Source organism: Novosphingobium resinovorum (assembly GCF_027922145.1).
Classification (GTDB): domain Bacteria; phylum Pseudomonadota; class Alphaproteobacteria; order Sphingomonadales; family Sphingomonadaceae; genus Novosphingobium; species Novosphingobium resinovorum.
This window is the reverse complement of record NZ_BSFC01000030.1, coordinates 23,385-45,737: the sequence shown is the minus strand read 5'-3', so window position 1 is coordinate 45,737 and position 22,353 is coordinate 23,385. Positions and strand designations below refer to the sequence as shown.

The following is a 22,353-nucleotide window of genomic DNA, read 5'->3' as shown; positions in this document are numbered from 1 at the left end:
AACCATGATCCGCCAGCTCCTGCGCTACCCCAGCGCCCGCGCCGCCTTGGTAATTCTCGCTATCGTGGCCATACTCGCCGTCTTCGGGCCTTTCATCGCACCGCATGATCCGCTGGCGCAGGACGGCTCGGCACTTTTGCAACCACCCGGCACGAGATACTGGCTGGGCACCGATGCACTGGGCCGCGACGTCTTCAGCCGGTTGCTGGCCGGATCGACCGTCTCCGTCCTTGCCAGCCTGCTCTCGGTGTCTATCGGGTTGGTTCTGGGCGTCGTTCCCGGCCTGCTGTCGGTCTTTCTCGGACGCCGGTTCGAATGGATCAACCTGCGTGTGATCGATGCGCTCATGATGCTGCCGTTCCTGGTCTTCGCCATCGCCATGACCGCGATGCTGGGCAACGGGCTGGTCCAGGCGATGTTCGCCGTGGGCATCCTCATCACCCCGGCCTTCTTCCGGGTGACCCGCGCGGCGGCCCTGTCCATCGCCAATGCCGAATACATCGAGGCCGCGCGCCTGATGGGCGCCTCCACCTCCGCCATCCTGCGCCGCCACGTCGTCGCCAAGGTGCTGCCCCCGGTGGCGGTGGCCGCTGCATCGATGACCGGCGCGTGCCTTTCGATCGTCGCCTCGCTGACGTTCCTCGGCATCGGCGTCGTGCCGCCCGACCCGACCTGGGGCGGCCTGCTCGCGACCGACCTCGCCAACCTCTACGACCGCCCGTTCGGCCCGGTCGCCCCTGCCCTGCTGATCGTCGCGACCGTCTGGGCGCTCAATGCGCTTGCCGACGCGCTCAGGGATTCCGGACGAAAGGAGACCGCCGCATGACGCAAGCCCACTCCGGCCTTCCCGCCGACAACGTCGTTACTCTCGGCATCCGCCACCGCCGCCCGGAACCGCCTGCCGAGCCATTGCTTTCGGTCCGCAACCTCCATGTCGTGACGGCGCAGGGCCGAGAACTCGTGCGGGATGTGAGCTTCGAACTGGCAGCAGGAGGGACGCTGGGCATCGTGGGCGAATCCGGCAGCGGCAAGTCGCTTACCTGCCGGGCGATCCTGGATGTCCTGCCGCCGGGCCTGAACGTGGCCTCCGGCTCCATACGCTTCGGGGACGTGGACCTTTCCCGGCTCGACGCGGCATCGTGGAAGGATTTGCGGGGGAAGGCGCTTTCGGCCGTGTTCCAGGACCCGGGCTCCTACCTCAATCCTTCGATCCCGGTGGGTCGCCAACTGGTGGAAGCGATCCGGGCGACGCTGCGCCTCGGCCGCACTGCCGCCCGCGACCGCGCGCTGGAACTGCTTCGCCAGGTCGGCTTCGAGGATGCTGACGCAGTCTATCGGCAGTACCCCTTCGAGCTTTCGGGCGGCATGGCCCAGCGCGTGCTCATCGCGATTGCGATCTGCGCCGGGCCGCGCCTCCTGATCGCCGACGAGGCCACCACCGCGCTCGACGTGACGGTACAGGCCGAAGTGCTGGACCTGATCGACAGGCTGCGCCGCGAACAGGCCCTGACCCTGATCCTGGTGTCGCACGATCTCGCCGTGGTGTCACAGATCTGCGAGCACGTCATCGTCATGCGAGACGGCGCGATCGTGGACGCCGGGCCCACGCGCAGCGTACTCGGCAATCCGCAAAGCGCCTATACCCGCAGCCTGATCGAAGACCACGCGGTCCACACGATCGACAGCGCCCGCCCGGCATCGGTAAGCGGCAAGCGAACGCCACTGCTCGCAGTGAAGGGGCTGCATGCGGGCTATGGAATCCGCACGGTGATCGAAGACGTCGATCTGGAACTGGCTCCCGGAGAAATTCTCGGCCTGATCGGCGAGACCGGCTCGGGGAAAACCACGCTCCTGCGTACGATCCTGGGCCTGATCCCGACGGCGAGCGGCACTATCGAACTCGATGGCGCGCGGATCGACGGATTGAAAGCCGGACCGCTGCGCGAACTGCGACGGTCCGGCACGTTGCAATACGTGTTCCAGGATCCGCTGCGCAGCCTCGATCCCGACCTGACGATCGCGGCCTCTGTTACCGAGGGTCTCCATCTGCGCGGTGAAACCGATGGCGCCTCCATCGCGCAGGCACTCGGCGAAGCCCTGCAGGCCGTCGGCCTCGATGCCGCGCTGGCCTCGCGCCTGCCCCGGCACCTTTCCGGTGGGCAGCGGCAAAGGGCGGTGATCGCCCGCGCGCTGGCGCTCGCTCCAAGGGTGCTGCTGCTCGATGAGCCCGTCAGCGCGCTGGATGCGGTCAATCGCCTTCATGTCCTGAAGCTTCTGCGTGGTCTGGCGCAGGAAAAGGGTATCGCGCAGGTCTTCATTTCTCACGACCTCGGCTCTGTCGCGGGGATCGCGGACCGGGTGGCGGTGCTCTATCGCGGCCGCATCGTCGAAACCGGGCCGGCCGACCAGGTGCTTGCCAGCCCGTCCCATCCCTACACCCGCCGTCTGCTGGCTGCTGCGCCGCGCTTGTCCGCGCAGCGCAGCGAAGCCCCAGCCGTATTCACCGCTCACTGAAAGGTCCGATCATGGCACGCGATACACTGAAGCTGGGAGCCGTCCTGATCGGCGTGGGCGATGCATCCGGGACCGAACTCTGGCGCGATCCGCAAGTGCCGCTGGACGCCAGCGTCAACATCGATTGGTATGTGAAGCAGGCCAGGGAAGCCGAGGACGCCCATTTCGACTTCGTCTTCATAGTCGACAGCCAGTACATCACGCCCGACTTTCCCAACCATCACCTGAACCGGCTGGAGCCGCTGACGCTGCTCTCCGCTGTTGCTTATGCCACCAACCGCATCGGCCTGGTGGCGACCGTCAGCACAACGTACAGCGAGCCTTTCGATATTGCCCGGCGACTGGCTTCGCTCGACCTCATCAGCGGCGGCCGCGCCGGGTGGAACATCGTGACCAGTCAGGATCCCGGGACGGCGGGTAACTTCAGTCGCTCCGGCCATGGTGATTACGACATGCGATACCGGCGCGCGGACGAAGCGGTCGAGGCGGTACAGGGCTTATGGCATTCCTACGAAGAAGGTGCCTTCTCCCGCGACAGGACTGCGCCGCGATTCCTGGATCCTGCAAGACAGCATCGGCTCGATCATCGCGGGGAGTTCTTTTCGGTCACGGGACCGCTCAATATCCAGCGTTCGCCGCAGGGGCAGCCGCCGCTGGTTCAGGCAGGAACCTCCGATCAGGGCCGCGACCTCAGCGCGAGACGCGCCGATATCGTCTTCAGCTTCGCGCGCAGCACCGATGAAGCCATCGAACTGGCACAGGACATTCGCGCCCGCGCACAGGCGATCGGGCGCGATCCGGACGAACTGCTCTTCATTCCGGCGTTGAGCATCATCGTCGCTGATACCGACGAGGAAGCGCTGCAGATCGAGCGCCAAAGAACGACGGCCGGCGATATACGCCGCCGTCTGGATGCGCTTTCGCGACAGTTCGACGGGCATGATTTCAGCACTTACGATCTCGACGCGCCGTTTCCCGAGCTTCCCCGCAGCGAAGACGCCGGGATCAGGCGGTTTCACGATGATATCGATAATGCCCGGCGCGCGGGCGTCACTCTGCGCGGTGTACTGGAGGCGCAAGCGCTCGGCTGGCTGCGGCTCGTCGGCTCGCCCGAAACCATCGCAGATCAGGTGCAGCACTGGTACGAAAGCGGCGCCGCCGACGGGTTCAATCTCTTCGTCCAACATCCTGCCGACTGGGATCGGTTCCGCGCAAAGGTCGTTCCCATCCTGGTGGAACGCGGGCTGTTTCGCGGGCAATACGAAGCCGAGACCCTGCGCGGTCATCTAGGTCTGCCGCTTATCGGCAACCGCCATGCTGCTGCGGGCCAGACGGACGGGGCGGTCCGGCATTTCGAACCAATCGAAACCTGAAAGCGCAGGCGGCCCACCATCACAAGGAATGAGCGGTATGAACGAACAGTGCCGCCGCTCGCATCGATCAATCCCCTGCCACGGCACCCTATCATCGAGAACGACGTGGTCAGCTATGCCGCACCAAAATCCTTGACCGAGTGACCATTGGCGTCGGCTCCGAAATCGGTGGCAATGTCTGGATCACCCATGACATCTCAGCTCAATCAGATGATGCAGACGCGGAAACGGAATCATCTGATCCGACGAGCCCGGGAGGACAGGTTGACCAGGATCAAGTCCAACTGACGCTCGCGGGAGCGCGTGGAAAACCTGCATGACGTACAAGCGACGAGATATTTCTCTATCATTGCGATAGAGAAACTTGTTTGCGCTTCAACTCATGATGATTAGGCAAAGCCGAATGATCCCTTATTCGGATATTGTCCGCCGCCCACGATTTCACGGTTTTGGGATGCAAGTGCTGCTCGGCATGATCGTGGGGATACTGGGCGGGTTGATCATACGCGGATTGGACCCGCAGAGCGCTTTCGCCATGAGTGCCACGCTCACCTTTCAAACTGTAGCCCAAATATTTGTCCAACTGCTGCGAACACTCGTTCCCCCGCTCATCTTCACTGCCATCGTTGCGTCGGTGGCAGCGCTGCGCGGTTTGGATAATGCAGCGCGACTGGTCGTGCATACACTTGTATGGTTCGCGATAACCGCGCTCATCGCAGTGATGATCGGCATGGTACTGGGCTTGTCGATCCAACCCGGACTGCACGCCGGCATCAGCCGGACCGCCGCTCAAACGCCCGCTTCTGTCGGCAGCTGGCTGGACTTTCTGACCGGGCTAGTGCCGTCCAACTATTTAGGCATGTCGGCTTCCACGAACGTCGAGAATGGCAAGGCGAGCACGTCGGTCACGTTCAATGTCCTGCAGATCATCATAGCAGCTGCTGCAGTCGGCGCGGCCGCCGTGCGGGTCGGCGAACAGGCGAAGCCGTTCCTGAGTTTCATGACCTCTGCCAACCAAGTGCTGCGCCAGGTACTGCGCTGGATCATTGCCTTGACCCCCATTGGCTCCGCTGCGCTGCTGGCCAACGCTGTCGTACGTTATGGATGGGATGCAATGGCGGCTCTGGGCAGTTTTGCAACTGCGGTTTACGCCGGGCTGGCTATTGTGTTGCTGGCCGTTTACCCAGGCCTGCTTGCGCTACATCGGATCGACCCGCGCAAGTTCTTCGCCGTGGCCTGGCCCGCCATCCAGATCGGTTTCCTGTCGCGCTCTTCTATCGGCACGATGCCGGTCACCGAGCAAGTTACCGAGCGACTGGGAGTGCCCCGCGCTTACGCCGCCTTCGCCGTGCCGCTCGGATCGACTACGAAGATGGATGGCTGTGCCGCAATCTATCCTGCGATCTCAGCCATATTCGTGGCGCAATTTTACGGAATCGCGCTGCAGCCTTCCGACTACGTGCTGATCGCCTTCGTCAGCGTCATCGGATCGGCAGCAACCGCCGGCCTCACCGGCGCTGTCGTGATGCTGACCCTTACACTCTCGACACTCGGCCTTCCGCTGGAAGGCGCCGGATTGCTGCTCGCGATTGATCCGATACTCGACATGGGTCGTACTGCGGTGAACGTTGCAGGACAGGTGGTCGTCCCAGTGATCGTCGCAAAGCGCCTGGGGTTGTCGGAGACTAACACCATCGCCTCTCCAGATAAGCAAATATCGGAACATATTGGATAAATTTATGAGACAGATTCGTACCGGCATGCGATGCGGCAATGTCTCAACAGGCGCCCCAAAAGAATTAAATGTGTTCAGGTCCCGTCGCATCCGACCGCAACCGGTTCGCGGCATGAGGAGAAAGTCATGAAGTTCACGAATGTCCTGGCGCTCGCCGCCGTATCGACCGTCGCCATCGATCAGGCTCAGGTGGCCGCCGCACAAGAAACGGCTGCAGCTACAGGCGCCGACAGCGAGATCGTCGTCATCGGCAGCCGCGCCCAAGGGCGCTCGAAGCTCGACACCGCGTCTCCGGTGGACGTCGTGACGATCCAGGACCTGAAGCAGCAGGGCACGACCGAGCTTGGCACCGCGCTCGCCAACTCGGTCCCCTCGATCAGCTTCCCGCGTCCCTCTGCCACCGACGGCACCGACGCGATCCGTCCCGCCACCTTGCGCGGCATGAGCCCGGACCAGACGCTGGTGCTCATCAACGGCGTGCGCGCGCACACTTCGGCCTCACTCAACGTCAACGGCGTGGTAGGTCGCGGCTCGGCAGCGGTTGACCTCAACACGATCCCGTCCACTGCGCTCCAGTCGATCGAAGTGCTGCGTGACGGCGCCTCGGCGCAATACGGTTCGGACGCTATCGCCGGTGTCGTCAACCTGCGCCTGCGCGAAGCCGATCACGGCGGCGGCGCCACCGTCACTTACGGCATCTACGACACCCAGATCGACACCGCGCGCGACAGCCGCCACGTCACCGGGGAGAGCACCGTCACCGCCGCCGGGTGGCAGGGCATAAAGCTGGGACAGGACGGCTTCCTGACGGTTTCGGGCGAGTACACCAAGCGCAACCCCACCAGCCGTGGCGACGTGGACCCGCGCCTGACCACGCCCGTCGTCGACAATCGCTTCGGCGATCCGGAAGTCGAAAGCTACTCGGTCTACGTCAACTCGGCCAAGCCGCTGAACGACACCTGGGAAGTCTATGCCTTCGGCGGCTACCAGTACCGCGATTCCAGCTCCGCCGCATTCCCACGGCTGGATACGGCGGCAGCGGTCTACGACCTCGATGGCTTCCTGCCCAAGATCAACACCCACTCCAAGGATCTGACCGTAACCGGAGGCCTGCGCGGCGAGATCGCGGGATGGAAGACCGACCTCAACGTCAGCTATGGCCGCAACCGGATCGATTACTGGACCCGCGATTCCGCCAACTACACGTATGGCGCGGACAGCCAGACGGACTTTTACGACGGCGCCTCGATCTACGACCAGTGGGTGGCCGGAATCGATTTCTCGAAGCAGTTCGACGTGTTCCAATCGCTGAACGTGGCATGGGGCGTCGAAGGCCGCCGCGAAAGCTACGAGATCAAGGCGGGCGAACCTGCATCCTATGGGTATGGTACCGCCTATCCCGGCGCGACGCCGGGCGCGCAGGGCTTCCCGGGCTTCTCGACACTCAACGAAGTGAACGAGCACCGCCAGAACGGCTCGATCTACCTCGACCTCGAAGCACAGGTCACCGACAAGCTGCTGGTCGCCGTGGCTGGACGCGGCGAGAAGTATTCGGACTTCGGCAGCACCGCCACCGGCAAGCTATCGCTGCGCTATGATTTCAGCCCCGCCTTCGCGATCCGCAGCACCGCCTCGACGGGCTTTCGCGCACCCAGCCTGATCCAGCAGTATTACACCTCGATCACCTCGGTCATCCAGAACGGCAACCAGATCGTCACGGGTACCTATCCCTCAACCTCGGCGGAAGCGACCTCGCTGGGCGGCAAGGCGCTGGAGGCTGAAAAGTCCACCAACCTCTCGGCCGGTTTCGTGCTGCGCACCGGCGGCTTCTCGCTGACGGTGGACGGCTATCGCATCCACGTGCGCAACCAGATCGGCCTGTCCGAAAACATCGCCGTCACGACGATCCCGAACGTCTCGGCCGCCCGGTTCTTCCTGAACGGGCTGGCGACCACCACCAAGGGCATCGACGCGGTCGCCAACTACAAGATCGTCACCGAAGTCGCGGGTACCTTCGACCTGACCGTCGCGGGCAACGTCAACGACATCAAGGTGACGAAGGTGCCTGCCAACACCGCCCTGTTCGCCCGCAGCCGCATCCTGACGATCGAAGAGGGCACGCCAGGCGAGAAGGTCTCGGGCACCGTGGTCTGGACCGGCGATACGCTGGGCGCGACCGCGCGTGTCACCTATTATGGGGACGTTCTACAGCCCGGCACCGTCGCCACCAGCGACCTGCACACCGGCAAGCACGCGATCACTGACCTAGAACTGCGCTACCAACCCAAGGATGCGCCGTTCAATCTAGCGCTGGGAGCAAGCAACCTGCTCGATGTCTATCCCAAAAAAGTGCCCGCCACGCTCAACACCACCGGCGTGACCGCGTTTCCCTACTACTCGCCGTTCGGTTTCAACGGCCGCTACCTCTATGTCCGTGCGGGACTGAGTTGGTAATCGACCTCAATCGGAGTTGAGGCCGTCGCGCGGGAAGCCGGCGGCCAGATGGTCGATCAGGGCGCGGACTGCCGGCGGCAGCCCGCGCCGGGTCGTGAAGACGAGGTGCACGATGCCCTGCAGCCCGCGCCATTCGGGCAGCACGCGCACGAGCGTTCCCGTGCGCAGGGCATCGCGGCAGACATGATCGGGCAGGATCGCCACGCCCAGTCCGGCAACGGCGGCGTCGCGCACCGCCGCCATGTCCTCGCACCCCAGCCTGGGGACCACGCGGAGCATGTGGCGGATCCCGTCCGCCATCTCCAGATTCCACTCCAGATCGTCAGCGGCATCGTCGGTGGAAAGCGCCGGAACCTCGGCAAGCTGCGCGATGGTGCCGATGCGGCTCGCGAGTTGCGGCGCGGCGACGAGAATGCGCGTCGAGGTGCCGAGCGAGCGCATCGTCAGCGCGGCGTCGCTGGTCAGGCTGGCTCGCACGCGCAAGGCCAGATCGATCCGCTCTTCGATCAGATCGACCGCCCGATCGGTCGCGACCAGTTGCAGCCGCACCTTGGGATAGCGCGCGAGGAACGAGGCGATCAGCCCGCCGATCGGCGCCACCATGCCGGTCGGGCAACTGAAACGCACCCGGCCATGCGGCTCGGCCTGCGCCTGCAGCACCAGTGCCTCGGCCTGCTCGGCTTCCGCCAGGATCGCCCTGCAGCGTTCGTAAAAGGCCTGTCCGGTATCGGTGACACGGAAGCGGCGGCTGGACCGCTCGATCAGACGTAGCCCGAGCCGCGCCTCCAGACCGGCGATGCGGCGGCTCAGTTTCGACTTGGGCTCACGCAGCGCGCGGCCCGCCGGGGCGAACCCGCCATGCGCCACCACTTCGGCGAAATAGGCATAGTCGTTCAGGTCTATTCGCATCATCGTTCCTTATGTGGAACGCTGAGTGCCACATTTGCCGACTACAGGCACTACCGTTCTTGTTTCATTGATGCCGGGCGCCGGCGATCGGTCGGCAATCCAAGGAGACAGACAATGACGAGCCCATTCGAGAACAAGGTAGTGGTAATTACCGGCGGCACCAGCGGCATCGGCCTGGCGACGGCGAAGGCATTCGCGGCCGCAGGCGCGGCGGTGTTCATCACCGGGCGGCGGCAGGATGCGCTGGATGCGGCGGTGAAGCAGATCGGCGGCCACATCACCGGCGTGCGCGGCGACATGGCCAACCTTGCCGACATCGACCGTCTCTATGATGCGGTCCAGCAGAGCCACCCGCAGATCGACGTGGTCTTCGCCAATGCCGGTGGCGGCGAACTCGCACCGCTCGGCGCGATCACCGAGGAACACTACGCCCAGACCTTCGACAGCAACGTGAAGGGCGTCCTGTTCACGGTGCAGAAGGCGCTGCCGTTGCTGCGCGATGGCGGTTCGGTGATCCTCACTTCGTCCACCACCAGCATCAAGGGCACCGGGGCGTTCAGCGTCTATTCGGCGACCAAGGCGGCCGTGCGCAATTTTGCGCGCAGCTGGATCCTCGACCTCAAGGACCGCCGCATCCGCGTCAATGCCGTCAGCCCCGGCCTGACCGAGACCGCCGGCCTGAACGAGCTGTTCGGCGGTGGCGAACAAGCTCAGGGCGTCAAGGACTTCATGATCGGCCAGGTTCCCGCCGGGCGCATCGGCCAGCCGGAAGAGATCGCCAAGGCCGTGATGTTCCTTGCTTCAGACGATGCATCCTATATCAACGGTGTCGAACTCTTCGTCGATGGCGGGCTGGCCCAGATCTGACCGGGGCGTCGGGCCTCCCACCATGAGCCTTGCACCATTTCGGCGGTGCGAGGCTCATGGCCGGGTGTCACTAACGCTAGAGCGCTGCCCCCTCACATTCCCGAGGTAGAACTCCAGTTCCACAGTATCGCACCGCCCATCTCATGCGGCATCGTTCTCAGTACAATGCCCTGCCAAGATAGAGCACCGCCGCAAGAGCCGACGCGACGACAAGACCCCGCCGCCAGAGCCGCGCCAGATACTCACCCGAACACCGGTTCATGACGGCGCAGAGCACGATCGCGATCGTCGTCAGGATCAGCCAGGCCGGCGCCAGCGGAACTTCGGGATATACAAAGGCGAGGATTGCCGTGAGCATCAGCACTACCGGCTGCCCCCAGCAGACCGCCGACCAGATGCGCTCCCACTGCGGCGCCGGGCGGCCGCGATCGCGGCGGCGAGCGAGCCAGATAGTCACCCCGCTGGAGGTTACGACACAAAGCGCAAGTCCCAACAGACCATATGCCACACGCACGACGGGACCACCGAACCAGCCGAAATGAAGCTGACCAATACCGCTCAGCACCCTAGTGCCGACCACCATGTCTTTCGGGTGCTCCTCGTGGATCGCCGCGCCTTGCGCATCGAACTGCACCTCATCCTGTACTACAAGGTGGCGGGACCGGCGGCCATGGACGGAGATACGCATGTCGGCGCGGCCGGGGCGTTCGACCATGACGCTGTCGATCGCCGCTTCGGCCATGCGCGCGCGGGCCTGCGCGATCAGTGCGGCAAGATCGGGCATCGGCACCGTGCGGGCATCGATGGCCGGGGGCGGATCGAGGAACAGAGCATAAACCCTGGTCATGTCGCCGCGATAGAGCAGCAGCGAGAGCCCGGCGACGATAATCGTGCTCAGCCCCAGCAGCGCCCCGGTCAGCGCCAGCGTGAAGTGGAACGGCAGCGCCCAGACCCCCAGCCGGTTGTGCAGGTCCGCTTCCTGCAGCCGCCTCGATCCGCCAAGCCGCAAGTGAAACGCATCACGCACAACGCGAGGGTGTGCAAGGATGCCTGAAACCAGCGAGGACAGCAGCGCCACTCCCGTTAGCCCGACGATGAACCCGCCCCAGCTGCGCGGCAGGTGCAGGCAGATATGAAGGTAGATCAGGAACTCGGTCCAGATCGCATCGAGGGGGGAGAGCGTACCGTCCTCGGCCACCGCCCAGTTGCGCTCGAAACCCGGCTTGAAGGCAACCAGCGTTGCGCCCTCCTTGGCCGGGCTCGGCATCGTCAGATAGATCGAACTGTCCGACGGGGTTTGGCGAACTGCTTCGGTAAGCGCGCGGGCTGCAGCAGCCTCCGACAGGTGCATGGCGACCGGAGTACCCGGCACTTCGATGCGCTGCAGGTCCGGCGCGAAGACCGCGATCGTGCCGGTCAGGCAGACAAGATAGATGATCGCGGCGAAAGCCAGCCCCAACACCGAGTGGCTGCTCAGCACCGAGCGCACCGTCTCGGGTGAGATCGGCCAGCGCCACCGTTTCTTGCGAGTGTTGCTCATGTTGACGCCCCGGAAAGGATGCCGCCGAGGAAAGCGAGGCCGAAGCCGAGCACGCTGGTGCCCACCAGCACGGCAGTCGCACGCAGCAGGCGGCGGTCGGCGAGTGTCCAGGTCATTGCGAGACCCCACAGAACCGGCAGCAGCATGCCGCCGGTGACGATGCGCGTGCGCGCATCACCCGGCATGTAAACAGTGACGCAGAAGGCCAGCGCCATCGCCGCCGTCATGCCGAGCGGCCCCGCCAGTAGCGTGCGCAGCACGCCGCGCCATACGCGGCCCGGCTCGTCGAGCGGCTCGGGTGCATCCCCGCCCTCGCCTTTGCCATCGCGCTCACGCGCAACCTTGCGGACTCTGCCGTGCCAGACGATACCGAAGGCACCGATCCCTTCCATCGCCAACGCCAGCGCGGTGCCCTTGACCGGGCCGACCACCCACCCGGCGAGAAGGATCGCGCCGATCAGGACGCCCCACCCTCCGGCCAGCAATGCAGGCGCGGCGCCTTCACGCCGACGCCACGATGTACGCAGCAGCCCGGCGCCCAGAACGCCCGCCGCAAGCAGGAACAGGCTCGCAACCAACATTGCCAGTGGCGACGTCACCAGTGCACGCCCGCGCCGACGCCGAACGTCTGCGGATCGCCAAGGATCGCCTGATGGATCGCAGCATATTCGTACTGCTTGTACTTTTCGTTGAAGATGTTGCGCGCGAACACGAAGACCTGCCAGTTGTCGGTCTCGTAACCCAGCCGGCCATTGACCACGGTGCGCGCGGCAACGGCGTACTGGTCCTGATCCTGCCCGACGCCGGTTAACACCGAAGTGCGGTAGTTGGCATTGAGATTGGCGGTGACGCCGCCCAGTACGGTCGCATTGATGCCCCCCGAAAGTGTCCAGCGCGGTGCATAGGGGAACTGCGTCCCGGTCAGGTCCACCGTGCTGGTCGCGCCGGTCGGCAGGTCGAAATCGTCGAACTTGGTACGCACGTGGCCGACCGAGGCATAGATGTCGATGCCGGGGGCGACATTGGCGTTCGCCTCCAATTCGAACCCGTAGAGATGCGAGCCCGCGGCGTTGACGGTGTTGTAGTCATAGGCATTGAGGCCGAAGTAGGCGGTGACCTGCTGGTCCTTCCACTTCATGTAGAAGACGTTGGCATTGACCATCAGCTTGCCGCCCAGCCACTTGGAGCGCACAGAGCCTTCGTAGTTCCAGCTATACTCGGGATCGTACGGCACCAGTTCGGCACGCGCCGGGTTCTGGCTCGATCCACCCGAGCGATAGGCCCGTTGTACGGTGAACGCCGTCGTCAGGTCGGGCGTCCAGTCCATGCTCACGCCGAACTTGGGCAGGAACGCGTTGAACGTGCGGCGGTTCGACGCCAGCGGCGAGGAGGCATCGTCGACGAGGCCCAGCACGCCCTGGTTGATCAGCCCGATGATCGGGGCATAGGCAGTGCCGAGGAAATTGACGTCGGGCAAAGTGCCGTTGAAGGCCGCTACGGTCTCGGCTGCATAGCGGTTGCGCTCGTGGTCGAAGCGGAAGCCGCCGATCAGCGTCAGCTGGTCGGTCAGCTTGAAACGCGCATCGCCGAACAGCGCCATCGTCTCCACCTTTTCCGGCTGCGTCGCGCGGTAGAGTACCGGGATCACCGGCAACTGGGTGGCATAGGCTGCAGCGATCGTCTGTGCCTGCGCGGCGCTCGCCCCGCCTGACTGCAGCAATGCCGCGATCGTCGAAGTGGGCGTTGCGATGTTGACGCGGCTGTTCTGGTCGATGGCGCCGCTGCGGCGATAGTACCACGCGCCGAGCAGTCCGCTCAGCCGCTCGCCTTCGTAGTTGAGACGCAGTTCCTGCGTCAGCGTGCGATAGAGATAGCGGTTGTCGATCGCCTGGATATCCTGCGGCGTGCCGTCGGTATCGATCTGCGAATGGACTTTCGAGCGATTCCACGAGGTGACGCTCGACAGCTTAAGGTGGTCCGCCAGCGGGTAGCTCAGCTTGAACACGGCAATGTCGCTGCCGATCTTGCCGCTGGTAGGCTGGTCGCCGGTGGCGACGCGGTGGTCGTAGAAATCGGGCGTATCGGTGCGTGCATATTCGTAAAGGTAACCGCCGTCGCGCCGCACGCGATTGTAGCTGGCGACCGCCTCCAGCCCCGGAATGGCGGCGGGCGTCCACTTCACCTTGCCGCGCAGGTTCAGCGACTTGAGTTCGTCGTCATAGCCGCCGCGCGTCAGGTTGCGGATAAGCCCTCGGTCGGCCCGGCGCTCGGCCGAAAGGCGTATACCCAGCTCGTCCTCCACGATCGGGCCGCCCACAGCCGCCGAGAACGTGCGGTCGTCATGTTCGCTCCACAGTACGCGCGCATCGCCGGTCCAGCGGTCGAGCGAGGGATCCTTGGTGGTGATCACGATGCCGCCCGCCAGCGCGTTGAGGCCCTGAATAGTGGACTGCGGGCCACGCAGCACTTCGACCTGCTGGACGTCCCACATGTCGGTTGGGCCGCCATACAGCGCCCACTTCGGGATCGGTGCGCCATCGACGTAGACGCTGGCAGCATCGGCCTGCCCGCCCGCGCCGACGCCGGTATTGCTCACGCCGCGAATGGTGAAGCCGGAAGACCCATAGGTCTCCGAGAGGTTCGCGGTACGGTTGTAGACGTCCTGGATGGAGATCAACGTCTCGCGCTCGATCTTCTCCGCAGTGGTCACGGCGATGCTGGTCGGGGTCTCCTGCAGTGTGCGCGTCGACTTTTCGCCGGTAACGATAATATCGGCCGGCCGGATCGTCGTTTCATCGGCGGATGCCATCTGCTGTGCATGTGCGGAAACCGAGAGCGCGGCCACAGCAGCGCTCGAAAGAAAGACGGAAAAACGGATCATGCACCCCCCATGGACTGTCAGCAGCGCATATGGCTTTTCCGATATTGCGAGTCAATTGCACCACAGTAGGGTGATACGGCAAATGTTCCGACACCGGGAAGGGACCGCTCAGAAAGTCCGTGAGAGCGTCAGCCTCCAGTTGCGCGGATTACCGGGGGTCACGCGATCGATTCCACCGGTGTCGGGAAAGTAGCGCTCGGCGAACAGGTTGGCGACGGTCAGTTGCCCCCCTCAGCCCTCACGCCTGCACGACACCCCTGCATCGACCAGCGTGTAGGCAGGCAGCCAGAGCAGCACCGAACCGTCGGAATTTACCGAGTAGATGTTGCCGTTGCGCTTGCTGTTGTAAGTGATGCCCAGTGTCGCGCCTAATCCGGCAAACGGGCCGTCCTGCAACTCGTACTGCGCGAAAGCCCCGATATTGTGACGGGGAATGTTGGAGAGCAGCGCGCCGACAGTGAAGAAATTATCCTTTGTCACCTCCGCATCGGTGTAGGTGTAGGCAAAGTTCAGGCTGAAGCCGCCGATCGGCTGCCACTGCAACTCCGCCTCGATCCCCCGTGCCCGCTGCTCGCCGGTCACGACCGAAAAGTCGAGATAACCCGCGTCGGACGTCGTCACGTTCTGCCGAGTCAGTTGATAGACGGCCAAGCTACCACTGAACCGGGTGCCGTCCGGCGCAAACTTCACGCCCAGTTCGATGTTCCTGCCCCGCTCGGGCGGCACCGGCCCGCCAATGGGATTACCCTCACCGTCGAAGCCCACGACCTGCAGGCTATAGAGCTGCGGCAGGAACGACTTCGACCAGCTGGCATAGGCGTTCACACCGCCAGCCAGCTTCACGGTGGCGCCGATGCGCGGACTGAAATCGTCATCCTTCTGCCCGGATGCTTCGGCCCAGTCATAGCGGCCTCCAAGGGTCAGTGTGGCGAACTCCCCGAACTTCAGGTGGTCCTGCAGATATATCCCGGTCTGGTGCGCCTTGCTGCCGCCGGACGAGCCTAGCACGGAATCGGTATCGTATGCTTCGTCGTAATCGGGATTGGCGATGTTCAGCGGGAAATGCGTGGAATCGTAGTCGCCGGCGTTGAAGTAGGTGCTACGGTTCTGCTGGTGCCGGGTTCTGCCTGCGTCGCCCGCGTCCACGGACGGGCACACCTCACCACCGACCCCGTCATGCGCGAACATTTCACGGTACAAGGCAAAGTCCCATCACTGGCGATCGGCGTGCAGATCGAGGCCCTCGAATTGCGCGAAAGCCCCGCCTTGAAGCGCGCCGCGCTATGGCCGGTCACTCCCGGGACGAGCATCGAGCCGACGAAGCCTTTCATCGAGCACATCAAGCTCAACAAGAACAAAGGCGTCGCTGCTGCATTGGCCCGCGCGAGTATCGCTGTGCCCGGAATGAGCGCGCTGATGCGGAAAGGCCTGGAGAAGGACTACAAGGATAATTTGTACTGACGCGAGACCTCGTTCGGCCACGCAGAACAGCAGCAGCGTAAGGCTTGAGTAGGAATATCTGACGTCTGCTCAAGCCGTCTTTTGTTTATAATCGAACCGCATACCGTCACGAAACGCTTGAAGCGTTTCGTGACGGTATGCTTTCGTGTCACATCTTCGCGGTCAGGGTCAGGACCGCCGATCGGGCATCGCCCGGCGTGGCCCAGCCATTGTTGCGGATACGGGTGAAGTACAGCTTGTCGCCGATATTCTTGACGTTGAGCTGCGCCGACAGGTTGGGCGAGAACTCGTAGGACAGGTAGCCCTGGTGAACCAGGTAGTCCTTCGCGTTGATCGCCTCGGCCGTCGGGGTCGCGGCGGTCAGCAGGAAGCTGCCCTGATACGTGAACCCGTAGCCGACAGTCAGGCCGAACGGCAGACGATAGGTGGTGAACAGGCTGGCCGAGTGCTTGGGCGTCTGCGGCAGGTACTGTCCGGCACCCGGGTTCGGGTTCGCAGCCGTATTGGTGCAGGTCCGCGTGCCCGTCACCGCGCCGGGGTTAGCAAGGCAGAAGTCGGAGACGGACTGGATCAGCTTGGCCTTGAGGTACGTGTAGTTGGCCGTGATCGTCCATGCAGGCGTGATGGTGCCCGACGCGCCGATCGCGATGCCGTCCACCCGTGACTTGCCGTCGAGCTGCTGGTTCGGCACCGTCGGATCGCCCGAGACGACCGCGTACTTGTCACGCTCGTTGCGGAAGGCCGATGCGGTCAGCAACAGGCCGCCGTCGAACAGCTCCGCCTTGGCGCCGATCTCGTAGTTCTTGGCCGATTCCGGGCTGATGTTGCAGGTCGTGTTCTGAATCGCCGAGCCATCGGCGGCGAGCCCGTCAGCCGTGCACGATCCGTTGACCGAATTCTTGGAAGGCGTGCGCGAATTGCCGTAGGCAACGTAAAGGCTGACCGCCTCGACCGGCTTGTAGTTCAGACCGACGCGGTAGGAGAACAGCGTGTTGGCGTTCCGACCGCGGGTGGTCGCGCTGACATCGCCGAAGCCGTACTGCACGCCGCTAACCGCGCAGCCGACGGCGAGGCCGCACAGCGTGTCGGTACGCGAGGTGCCGGTGTTGCGCTCGAGGCGGGCGCCGCCGCTCAATTCGAACTTGCCCAGCTTCATGGTGTCGAACAGGTAGCCCGCCACGTTGGTCTGCTCGCCGATGGTGTGACCGGTGCGGATGAAGTTGACCGCGCCGGTGTAGACGTTGCTGCCATAAGTGAATGCCGAAGTCGCAGGACCGGTGATCACCTCGTTCGGGTTGTCGATGTTGATCAGCGGCAGGCGGGTGAAGGCATTGGTGCCGTCGGCATTGCGCAGCACGTTGCCGTTGTAGAGATCATATTTTTCCCAGGTGACGGCACCGCCCAGCGTGATCGTGTGCTCGATCGCGCCTGTGTTGAAGACGGCCTTGATGTCGAGCTGGTCGAACATCAGCTGGTTGCGCGTGTCACGCGTGGTGCCGCGCGGGCCGGTCGGATAGTAGTATCCGGCGGGGACGAGCACGTTGTTGGGCGCGGCGGTCGTGCCGATGTTGACCGTGCACGCGGCGCCGAGCGGGGTCACGCCGCTCGACAGGCAGTACGTGCCCTGCGGCGGATTGACCTGGGTTAGCTGGCGCGAATCCTGCCAGCGGGCAAGGTTGCGGATCGAGACAGTGTCGCTGAATTCATGCTCGAAGATCGCGGTCAGCTGATCGACATTGATCTTCTGCTTGTCGACGTTGCGGTAGCCGAAGTAGTCGCTGCGATGGACGCCGGAAATCAGACCGCCTGCTACCGCATAATACGGCAGGCCGTACTGCGGGATATTGTCGTCTTCCTGATGGCTGTACTGCAGCGTCAGACGGGTCGGGCTGTCGATGCCAATGGTCACCGAAGGCGCGATGCCCCAGCGCTTGTAGTCCTCGACATCGCGACCGGGCACGTCGTTGCGGTGCCACATGCCGTTGAAACGGAAGGCGACAAGCTCGCTGACGCGCTTGTTGAGATCGACGGTCGCGCGATAGTAGTTGTCGGTGCCGATGCCCGCCGTGGCGACATAGGCGTCATCGGCCTTGGGGCGCTTGGTGACGATGTTGATATTGCCGCCGACCGAGCCCGCGCCCGAGATCACCGAGTTGGCTCCGTTGGTCACTTCGACCTGGTCGAGATTGAACGGGTCGGTGCGGGTGATCTGGGCGCTGTCGCGCACGCCGTCGACGGTGATGTCGTTGGCCGCGCTGTAGCCGCGGAATGTGATGTTGTCGCCGGGGCCGGTGCCCGCCTCGCCCGCGCCGAAAGTGATGCCGGGCACGGTGGAGAGCACATCGCGCAGGGTCAGGAGATTCTGCTGCTCGATCACTTCGTTGGACAGTACCGTGATCGTCTGCGGCGTGTCGCGAACGGACCGCGTACGCTTGGGCGATTCAAGCTTGCGGCCAGGGGCTTCGGTGATCTCGGTATCGGAAACGGTGACGCCGCCGAGGCTGCGATCGGCAGGATCCGCCTGCTGCGCATGAGCGACCGGCGCGAAAGCCGGCGCGATGCAGGACAGCGCAAGGAAAGTGCGACGCGCGGTCGCCTTGGATGGCTTGATTGGCATGATTCCCCCTTATGAACAAGGCGGCTGATACTGATAGTCAGTCTCATTATCAATGAAATATTTCAGCAGATTTGCGCTTATGTTTCAGGGACGGCCTTTCCGAGACATTTGACGCTCTAATCATGCTGCCGGGAAGGCATGATGACCGAAAGCCCGTGCACTGCGGAGCAACAGGGCAGCCCCTTACCTTGCCAGACTTTGGAGCACCTTCGCAGGCGCAATCCGCGTGCTACGCCAGTCGCTTCTTGAGCAATTCTTCGAGCCAATCGGCAAACACCTGTAATCGGCGCGACAGATGCTGGCGATGAGGATAAAGCAAGTTCATCGGCATCGGGGCAGCCCGATGATCTGGCATCACCTCGACCAATTCGCCCGCCTCCACATGAGATCTGACGTCATAGGCCGGGATCTGGATCAGGCCGAGGCCAGCAAGACAGCAAGCAATATAGGCTTCAGCATTGTTGACCGTAACGGGTCCACCCAGAGACATAGTGCGCAGACCTCTGTCTTCGCCCCACTCCCAAGCCTCGACTTTTCCCGTAGAGGGCGAGGCATAGTTGACCGCATGATGATTGCGCAAGTCATCGGGCGACTTTGGTATCCCATGACGTGCCAGATAAGACGGACTTGCCACATTGATCAGTGGCAGTTTACCGATCGGTCGCGCGATCAGTCCGGAATCGGCCAGTGGACCAACACGAAGCGCGCAATCGACTGCATCCCCCGTCAGATTGATGGCGCGGTCAGTGACCCCCATGTCGATTTCGATCTTGGGGTAGGTATCGAAAAAACCGGGCAGCGCAGGCGCCACTATCAACCGGCCGATCCGGCCCGGAACGTCGATGCGCAGACGCCCCGTTGGCTGAGTTGCGTTTTGACGAAACAGGTTTTCGGTATCCTCGACCTCAGCGATAACCCGCTGGCAGCGCTCATAAAATGCTATGCCATCATACGTCGGTGAAACTTTGCGGGTTGTACGATGAAGCAGTCGCGCCCCGACACGGTCCTCAAGCGCCTGTATGGCTGCCGAAACGGATGATCTGGGAACCCCGAGGGTATCTGCCGCGCGCGTAAAACTCTCACATTCGGCGACACGGATGAAAACCCGGAACAGTTCGATACGATCCATATTACCCGGAATATCCATTGTTCGGATTTTCAGACAAGTAAATTCAAATTAAACAATTTTATCGTTCAAATGTTGAACATATGTTCGCACCTCGAGGCGGCCAATAAATGGTCGGCCATCTGGTAAAAGAGGCAGTGAATGACCAACCATAGCATTAAAGGGAAAACCGTCATCATCGCCGGTGGGGCAAAAAATCTCGGCGGCCTGATCGCACGGGATCTTGCCGAGCAAGGCGCGAAGGCCATCGCCATTCATTATAACAGCGCCACTTCAAAGGAAGAGGCAGATGCGACGGTCGCAGCAATCAAGGGATTTGGCGCGGAAGCGGTTGCATTTCAGGCGGATATGACCACTGCAGCTGCCGTCGAAAAACTCTTTGCCGACGCCGTTGCCGCCATCGGCCGCCCGGACATTGCCATTAACACGGTTGGAAAGGTCCTGAAGAAGCCCATGCTCGAAATCGGCGAAGCCGAATATGACGAGATGAGCGCGGTCAATGCAAAGGCGGCTTTCTTCTTCATAAAGGAAGCAGGCAAGCACCTTAATGACAATGGAAAGCTGGTAACGCTCGTCACTTCTCTTCTGGGCGCCTACACATCCTTCTATTCAAGCTACGCCGGAACCAAGGCGCCGGTCGAACACTTCACCCGCGCTGCCTCCAAGGAATTCGGCGAACGCGGCATTTCGGTGACGGCAATTGGGCCTGGCCCGATGGATACGCCCTTTTTCTACCCGGCCGAGGGCGCAGATGCGGTCGCTTATCACAAAACTGCTGCAGCGCTGTCGGGCTTCTCGAAGACCGGACTGACCGACATTGAGGACATAGTTCCCTATATCCGCTTCATGGTTTCGGATGGCTGGTGGATGACCGGGCAGACCATTCTCGTCAATGGCGGCTATACCACCAAATAAAGGTATGGGCGGTCCATTGTGTCCCGCCCATACCTTTGGCGCCATACAGGGCGTCGTCTGCAGCTTTCATCAGTGTGCCGGAACAGATCGATCGAAGCCTTACGGCTGGCGGCGTGCCGGGTATTGGGTCCGGCACGCCACGCGCTTCAGGGCTTTGCCGCCGAGGGCGCGGCATCCTGTGGTAGCGCGACGCCCTTCTGCGCAGCGTAGCGATCCCAGTCCGCCACGAGTTCGGCCAGCTTTTCGGCATGAGTGGCGGCAAGGTCGGTGCTTTCCGCCGGATCGGTCGCGAGGTTGAAGAGCTGCCACTTGCCCTCGCCAACGCCGTCGCGCGGGTAGGTTGAGCCGGATTTCGGCAGGTAGACCGCCTTCCAGTCGCCCTTGCGCAGCGCGCGGCGATAGAACAGCTCGGTGCCGACCGGCTCGTCCGGCGAGCGCACTTCGCTGGCCTTCTCGGCCAGGACGGGGACCAGACTGTGCCCCTCGAACGGCAGGATAGCGCGGCCCTCGTAGGTCGTAGGCTGGGTCAGCCCAGCAAGGTCGAGCAAGGTCGGCGCGATGTCGGTGACGCTCAGATAGCCGCGTGCGATGCGATTGCCGACGACGTCCTTGCCCGAGGCGAAAGCCGAGACCCGCGTGCCGCCTTCGGTGGGATAGCCCTTCACCAGCCACGACGGGGTACTGTTGGCCTGCGCCCAGCCCGCGCCGTAGCCGACGTAGGAGGTGGCGTTGCCGATGTTCTCCAGCCGGTTGTCGATGCCCAGCTTCTTCGCGCCGTCAGGAAGCCCTCGCACTTGGAACGGCGCATCGATCTCGCTACCCTCGGGGCCGTTGTCGGACAGGAACACGATGACCGTATTGTCGTACTGGCCGGTGCGCTTCAGTTCGGCGACCACGCGGCCCACATTCTGGTCCATGCGGTCCACCATCGCGGCGTAGACTTCCATCTTGCGCGCCTCGAACGCCTTCTGCTCGGCCGTCAGGCTGTCCCACGGCTTCACGCCGTCGAGCGCATGGGGCTGCTGGTCGAGCGCGACGAGGCGAAGCTTCTTCTGCCGTTCGAGCCGCTGTGAGCGCAGGACTTCGTAGCCCGCATCGTAGCGGCCCTTGTACTTCGCGATCGTCTCGGACGGGGCCTGCATCGGCCAGTGCGGCGTGGTGAAAGTGAGGTAGGCGAAGAACGGGCGCTTGTCGGCGCCCCCTTCATCAAGGAAACCGATCAGCTTGTCGGCGAACTGGTCCGCCGAGTAGTGCCCGACCGGGAACTTCACCAGCTTGCCGTCCTGCCGGTAGAGCGAATTGGCCTTGGCCTTTGTCCATGCCGCGTTCTGGTCGGCGCCGAAGTGATTGCCCAGTCCCTGCAGCAGCGCATAGGAATGGTCGAACCCGCGCGCGGCCGGGCCGCGATCCTCGGTGAGGCCGAGGTGCCACTTGCCGGACATCAGCGTGCGGTAGCCGCCCTGTTGCAGCAGCTCCGCGATCGAGGCGACGCGGTCGTTGAGATAGCCTTCATAGCCGGGGCGATCCGCAAGGGTGGCGGGGCGCGATTCCACCATGGTCCCGATCCCGGCTTCGTGGTTGTCCACGCCGCTCAACAGCATCGAGCGGGTCGGCGAACATGTCGGCGCGGTGTGAAAGCCGGTGAAACGCACGCCGCTGTTGGCTAGCGCGTCGAGGTTGGGCGTCGCGATTTCGCCCCCGAAGGCGCCGAGGTCCGACCAGCCGAGATCGTCGGCGACGATGACGAGGAAGTTCGGGCGCGCTGCACTCTGCGCAGCGCCCGGAGCGGCGGTTGATGCAGGCGCAGGCGCGGCGGCATTCACGGCCTGCGCGGCGGCGGGACGGGTCATCAGGGTGCTCATGAGAGCGGCGGCAATCAGGGCGGCCTTGCGGGTCACGTCGGTTCCGTTCGTGGCGATGCGTGGGAGCGCAAGACCTAACGGGAGCAGTTCCGGCGGCCC

The 22,353-nt window shown here is 63.5% G+C and carries 16 protein-coding genes; 8 read left to right on the top strand and 8 right to left on the bottom strand.

Annotation, left to right across the window (positions count from 1 at the left end):
• The first annotated feature begins 4 nt into the window (after positions 1 to 4).
• From PKE80_RS18235 to PKE80_RS18215, 5 genes are all read left to right on the top strand, one after another.
• The gene (locus PKE80_RS18235; protein WP_271183707.1) at positions 5 to 826 is read left to right on the top strand and encodes an ABC transporter permease; all 822 of its coding nucleotides are present in this window, start codon (positions 5 to 7) and stop codon (positions 824 to 826) included.
• Entirely contained in the window at positions 823 to 2,514 is a 1,692-nt protein-coding gene (locus PKE80_RS18230) for an ATP-binding cassette domain-containing protein (RefSeq protein ID WP_271183706.1), read from the top strand. The genes PKE80_RS18235 and PKE80_RS18230 overlap by 4 nt, the downstream gene beginning before the upstream one ends.
• 11 nt (positions 2,515 to 2,525) lie before the next feature.
• Positions 2,526 to 3,887, top strand: coding sequence for an NtaA/DmoA family FMN-dependent monooxygenase (locus PKE80_RS18225; protein WP_271183705.1), 1,362 nt, complete (start codon positions 2,526 to 2,528; stop codon positions 3,885 to 3,887).
• A 403-nt stretch (positions 3,888 to 4,290) separates the two neighbouring features.
• On the top strand, positions 4,291 to 5,622 hold the full coding sequence (locus tag PKE80_RS18220) for a dicarboxylate/amino acid:cation symporter (protein WP_271183704.1): 1,332 nt from the start codon (positions 4,291 to 4,293) through the stop codon (positions 5,620 to 5,622).
• Positions 5,623 to 5,748: 126 nt separating this feature from the next.
• The gene (locus PKE80_RS18215; protein WP_271183703.1) at positions 5,749 to 8,076 is read left to right on the top strand and encodes a TonB-dependent receptor plug domain-containing protein; all 2,328 of its coding nucleotides are present in this window, start codon (positions 5,749 to 5,751) and stop codon (positions 8,074 to 8,076) included.
• A 6-nt stretch (positions 8,077 to 8,082) separates the two neighbouring features.
• Here the strand turns inward: PKE80_RS18215 and PKE80_RS18210 are convergent, their stop codons facing one another.
• Entirely contained in the window at positions 8,083 to 8,985 is a 903-nt protein-coding gene (locus tag PKE80_RS18210; RefSeq protein WP_271183702.1) for a LysR substrate-binding domain-containing protein, read from the bottom strand.
• A 114-nt stretch (positions 8,986 to 9,099) separates the two neighbouring features.
• Between PKE80_RS18210 and PKE80_RS18205 the strand changes: the two genes are divergently transcribed.
• Positions 9,100 to 9,852: an SDR family NAD(P)-dependent oxidoreductase gene (locus PKE80_RS18205; protein WP_271183701.1), complete on the top strand. Its 753-nt coding sequence runs from the start codon at positions 9,100 to 9,102 to the stop codon at positions 9,850 to 9,852.
• Between the two features lie 157 nt (positions 9,853 to 10,009).
• Here PKE80_RS18205 and PKE80_RS18200 read toward each other — a convergent pair whose 3' ends face one another.
• The 4 genes from PKE80_RS18200 to PKE80_RS18185 form a co-directional block, all read right to left on the bottom strand.
• The gene (locus tag PKE80_RS18200) at positions 10,010 to 11,392 is read right to left on the bottom strand and encodes a PepSY-associated TM helix domain-containing protein (RefSeq protein ID WP_271183700.1); all 1,383 of its coding nucleotides are present in this window, start codon (positions 11,390 to 11,392) and stop codon (positions 10,010 to 10,012) included.
• On the bottom strand, positions 11,389 to 11,973 hold the full coding sequence (locus tag PKE80_RS18195) for a hypothetical protein (protein WP_271183699.1): 585 nt from the start codon (positions 11,971 to 11,973) through the stop codon (positions 11,389 to 11,391). The genes PKE80_RS18200 and PKE80_RS18195 overlap by 4 nt, the downstream gene beginning before the upstream one ends.
• A 14-nt stretch (positions 11,974 to 11,987) precedes the next feature.
• Entirely contained in the window at positions 11,988 to 14,273 is a 2,286-nt protein-coding gene (locus PKE80_RS18190) for a TonB-dependent receptor (protein ID WP_271183698.1), read from the bottom strand.
• A 231-nt stretch (positions 14,274 to 14,504) separates the two neighbouring features.
• Positions 14,505 to 15,461, bottom strand: coding sequence for a TonB-dependent siderophore receptor (locus PKE80_RS18185; protein ID WP_271183697.1), 957 nt, complete (start codon positions 15,459 to 15,461; stop codon positions 14,505 to 14,507).
• Here PKE80_RS18185 and PKE80_RS18180 point away from each other — a divergent pair.
• Positions 15,450 to 15,734 carry a hypothetical protein gene (locus tag PKE80_RS18180; protein ID WP_271183696.1) on the top strand — a complete coding sequence of 95 codons (285 nt, stop codon included), beginning with the start codon at positions 15,450 to 15,452 and terminating at the stop codon, positions 15,732 to 15,734. The genes PKE80_RS18185 and PKE80_RS18180 overlap by 12 nt on opposite strands.
• A gap of 148 nt (positions 15,735 to 15,882) precedes the next feature.
• Here the strand turns inward: PKE80_RS18180 and PKE80_RS18175 are convergent, their stop codons facing one another.
• Positions 15,883 to 18,351, bottom strand: a complete 2,469-nt coding sequence (locus PKE80_RS18175; protein WP_271183695.1) for a TonB-dependent receptor — start codon at positions 18,349 to 18,351, stop codon at positions 15,883 to 15,885.
• A gap of 229 nt (positions 18,352 to 18,580) precedes the next feature.
• Positions 18,581 to 19,498, bottom strand: coding sequence for a LysR family transcriptional regulator (locus tag PKE80_RS18170; protein ID WP_271183694.1), 918 nt, complete (start codon positions 19,496 to 19,498; stop codon positions 18,581 to 18,583).
• A 120-nt stretch (positions 19,499 to 19,618) separates the two neighbouring features.
• On the opposite strand from PKE80_RS18170, the gene PKE80_RS18165 reads away from it, so the two are divergent.
• Positions 19,619 to 20,392 carry an SDR family oxidoreductase gene (locus PKE80_RS18165; RefSeq protein WP_271183693.1) on the top strand — a complete coding sequence of 258 codons (774 nt, stop codon included), beginning with the start codon at positions 19,619 to 19,621 and terminating at the stop codon, positions 20,390 to 20,392.
• 146 nt (positions 20,393 to 20,538) lie between these two features.
• Here the strand turns inward: PKE80_RS18165 and PKE80_RS18160 are convergent, their stop codons facing one another.
• Positions 20,539 to 22,242, bottom strand: a complete 1,704-nt coding sequence (locus PKE80_RS18160) for an arylsulfatase (RefSeq protein ID WP_370424081.1) — start codon at positions 22,240 to 22,242, stop codon at positions 20,539 to 20,541.
• Positions 22,243 to 22,353: the final 111 nt, after the last annotated feature.

Coding starts and splice junctions, on each gene's coding strand:
- PKE80_RS18230 (WP_271183706.1), top strand. CDS start 823: ATGACGCAAGCCCACTCCGGCCTTCCCGCCGACAACGTCGTTACTCTC.
- PKE80_RS18170 (WP_271183694.1), bottom strand. CDS start 19,498: ATGGATATTCCGGGTAATATGGATCGTATCGAACTGTTCCGGGTTTTC.
- PKE80_RS18205 (WP_271183701.1), top strand. CDS start 9,100: ATGACGAGCCCATTCGAGAACAAGGTAGTGGTAATTACCGGCGGCACC.
- PKE80_RS18165 (WP_271183693.1), top strand. CDS start 19,619: ATGACCAACCATAGCATTAAAGGGAAAACCGTCATCATCGCCGGTGGG.
- PKE80_RS18235 (WP_271183707.1), top strand. CDS start 5: ATGATCCGCCAGCTCCTGCGCTACCCCAGCGCCCGCGCCGCCTTGGTA.
- PKE80_RS18215 (WP_271183703.1), top strand. CDS start 5,749: ATGAAGTTCACGAATGTCCTGGCGCTCGCCGCCGTATCGACCGTCGCC.
- PKE80_RS18160 (WP_370424081.1), bottom strand. CDS start 22,242: ATGACCCGTCCCGCCGCCGCGCAGGCCGTGAATGCCGCCGCGCCTGCG.
- PKE80_RS18190 (WP_271183698.1), bottom strand. CDS start 14,273: ATGATCCGTTTTTCCGTCTTTCTTTCGAGCGCTGCTGTGGCCGCGCTC.
- PKE80_RS18220 (WP_271183704.1), top strand. CDS start 4,291: ATGATCCCTTATTCGGATATTGTCCGCCGCCCACGATTTCACGGTTTT.
- PKE80_RS18210 (WP_271183702.1), bottom strand. CDS start 8,985: ATGCGAATAGACCTGAACGACTATGCCTATTTCGCCGAAGTGGTGGCG.
- PKE80_RS18185 (WP_271183697.1), bottom strand. CDS start 15,461: ATGTTCGCGCATGACGGGGTCGGTGGTGAGGTGTGCCCGTCCGTGGAC.
- PKE80_RS18225 (WP_271183705.1), top strand. CDS start 2,526: ATGGCACGCGATACACTGAAGCTGGGAGCCGTCCTGATCGGCGTGGGC.
- PKE80_RS18195 (WP_271183699.1), bottom strand. CDS start 11,973: ATGTTGGTTGCGAGCCTGTTCCTGCTTGCGGCGGGCGTTCTGGGCGCC.
- PKE80_RS18180 (WP_271183696.1), top strand. CDS start 15,450: ATGCGCGAACATTTCACGGTACAAGGCAAAGTCCCATCACTGGCGATC.
- PKE80_RS18200 (WP_271183700.1), bottom strand. CDS start 11,392: ATGAGCAACACTCGCAAGAAACGGTGGCGCTGGCCGATCTCACCCGAG.
- PKE80_RS18175 (WP_271183695.1), bottom strand. CDS start 18,351: ATGCCAATCAAGCCATCCAAGGCGACCGCGCGTCGCACTTTCCTTGCG.